Source organism: Pelotomaculum propionicicum (assembly GCF_004369225.1).
Taxonomy (GTDB): domain Bacteria; phylum Bacillota; class Desulfotomaculia; order Desulfotomaculales; family Pelotomaculaceae; genus Pelotomaculum_B; species Pelotomaculum_B propionicicum.
On the sequence record NZ_QFFZ01000112.1, the window covers coordinates 1 to 2,407 of the forward strand.

A 2,407-nucleotide genomic window follows, 5' to 3' on the forward strand; every position below is an offset into this window, starting at 1 on the left:
TCCTGGCGATATTTGCTGATAAGTATCCCGCAAAGGTCACTCCTGTAACAGTGACCTCCGGGCAAACAACTACTGTGAACGTTACTCTGGTGCCGGGTGACACCGACGGCAACGGCCTGATTAACATAATAGATTTAAGGGCGGCGCTTAGTTTCTGGGAAGCCGCTGCCCGGAACGTTGCCCAGTTAATCGAGTCATTAAAGTTGAATTAGATAAAAAAGTAGGGCAAGTACGTTTTAATGAGGGGGGAGCCACGAGAGTGGCTCCCCTGCTTTATTTGCCTACCTATCTCTTATTTGACCGCAGAATTATTAACAGCAATGAAATTCACCCGGAGCTATCAAGTGCAAGGATAGAAGCACCCTGTTTAACAATACCCGGTCATGAACCGTGCTGCCAAAGGGGTTTATGGAAAGATTATTGGGCTTACCGGGAGAACAACCCCGATAGTTGTGCACTCATACATGAGCAGCGCCAGGGATCTGGTCTCAACCGGTACTCCTGACCAGGTTAAAGGTATACTGATGTTCTGCCCGCCGGGAACTCCTCTGATAGCATATTTAAGCGGGATGCGCTGATTTGCGGTAAAGGCTGTGGACGTTAATGTGAAAGGAAGTGGAAGACTACAGCTGACGTCTTTTGTTCTCCAAGGAATAATTATCCTTTCTGTTATTTAAGTAAATTCATAGTTTTGTAAATATGCCGAATTCCTCATCAAAGAAGAATTATATTTAGCTTAATCATCCAAATGGGTGATGTACAATAAAATTAAATTAAATTATAATATACTTGCGTTGGTTAAATGTACCAGGTCCAATCAACTAGTTGAATAAAAGAGAAGAGGAGGGGAAAGCAGGGCTTTTTAATAAAGAATGTTCACTCTTCGCGGACACACATTAGGATTAAAAATTTGTATTCTTCGGGCGGTTTGAGGAACCTTTTTAAGACCATTTATTATTTTAGGAGGTAATTATGAGAACTTGTAAAAAAGTATTACTCCTTCTTGCGGCGCTGCTGATTGTTTTCTCTTTTGTCTCGGCCGCCGCGGCTGACGACACGGCAAAGGCCATCATGTTTAAAGAGCAGGCCGCACAGTCCACTCTCCAGACAGCAAATAACACCAACAGCTGGCTCAAGCTTTACGTGAACGATAACGGCAGGTTTACCCTGCATACGGCGGACGGTAAAAAGCTTCTTTACGGCTCCAGCCCCGGAACTTCCTTTACAACTCTCAAAGTGGACGGACAGACAGCCATATTTGGAGACACCACCAAAGGAACCATTACGGGCCCTTCCACAGTTGTTGACGCGGACAATGTCAGGACCGTTTATACCTTCAACGGCGTCCAGTGCACTCAGCTTCTGACTTTCGTCGAGGGACAGACTGCCGGAAGCAAAGATACCTTGAGGATATCTTACACTCTCAACAATACCACGACGGCTACTAAATCCGTCGGCTTAAGAATTATGATGGACACAATGATCAACAACAATGACTACGCTCCTCTTTGTCCTTACGGCAGCAGCACCTACGCCGTTTATGAAGTGAACTATACCGGCTCCGCGGTGCCATCAATGTGGGAGGCCTTCGACAATTTCGCCAATCCGACACTGAAGGCTTTGGGCACCCTGGCAAGCGGGCAGTTCCCCACTCCCGACCGCTTTGTCATCGCCAACTGGGGCAGCATTTACAATACGCCCTATGACTATACCACCAGCTCTACCCGTTCGGTCGGAGACAGCTCGGTGGGATTGTGGTGGGAGCGTAGCTTAAGCGGTTCTTCCAGCCTTACCTTCGGCACTTTCTACGGACTGAGCGGCGCCTCAACCTATACCGGGCAGAATTTTGCCCTAACCCTTAACGCCGACACAATATCGGTGGTGAACAACCAGTACTACCCGAACCCGTTCATCATCCAGGCAAACGTTTATAATAACTCCAACTCTGCCATCAACAACGGCACCGTGACCCTGAACCTGCCGGACGGACTGACCCTGGAAAGTATGACGGGCAACACCTTGACACGGACGTTCAGCAGCCTGCCGTCGGGCCAGAGCCTGACCTACGCCTGGTGGGTAAGGGCGGCCAGCCAGAGCACCGCGCGGACTGTAACGGCCTCGGTGACGGCCGCCGCCCCATCCGCGACTGCCGCAACGGTTAGCAAGGACATTTACCTGCCCGCTATTTCTTCCGGCGGCGGGGAGGTGACCGGTGTAACTCTTACCGCCAGTCCGTCAAGTCCGCAGCCGGTCACAACGCTGGTCAACTTTACCGCCACAGCTACCGGCAGCAGCAACCCCGTCTACCAGTTCTGGTTCCAGGCCCCGAACGGCAACTGGTACAGCAGCGGCCCATACGGCAGCGGCAATACCTTCCAGCTGCCCAACCCGGTGGCGGGCACCTATA

2 protein-coding genes and 1 pseudogene are annotated in these 2,407 nt (G+C 50.4%); all 3 read left to right on the forward strand.

The window, feature by feature from the left end:
- The coding region (locus Pmgp_RS19940; protein ID WP_192903036.1) for a hypothetical protein at nt 1-212 on the forward strand (212 nt) is incomplete at its 5' end.
- A gap of 171 nt (nt 213-383) precedes the next feature.
- Nucleotides 384-578 (forward strand): hypothetical protein, encoded by a 195-nt coding sequence (locus tag Pmgp_RS19945; protein WP_192903037.1) that lies wholly within the window; start codon nt 384-386, stop codon nt 576-578.
- A gap of 394 nt (nt 579-972) precedes the next feature.
- Nucleotides 973-2,407 (forward strand): annotated as a pseudogene (locus Pmgp_RS19020) (hypothetical protein); the annotation flags it as partial.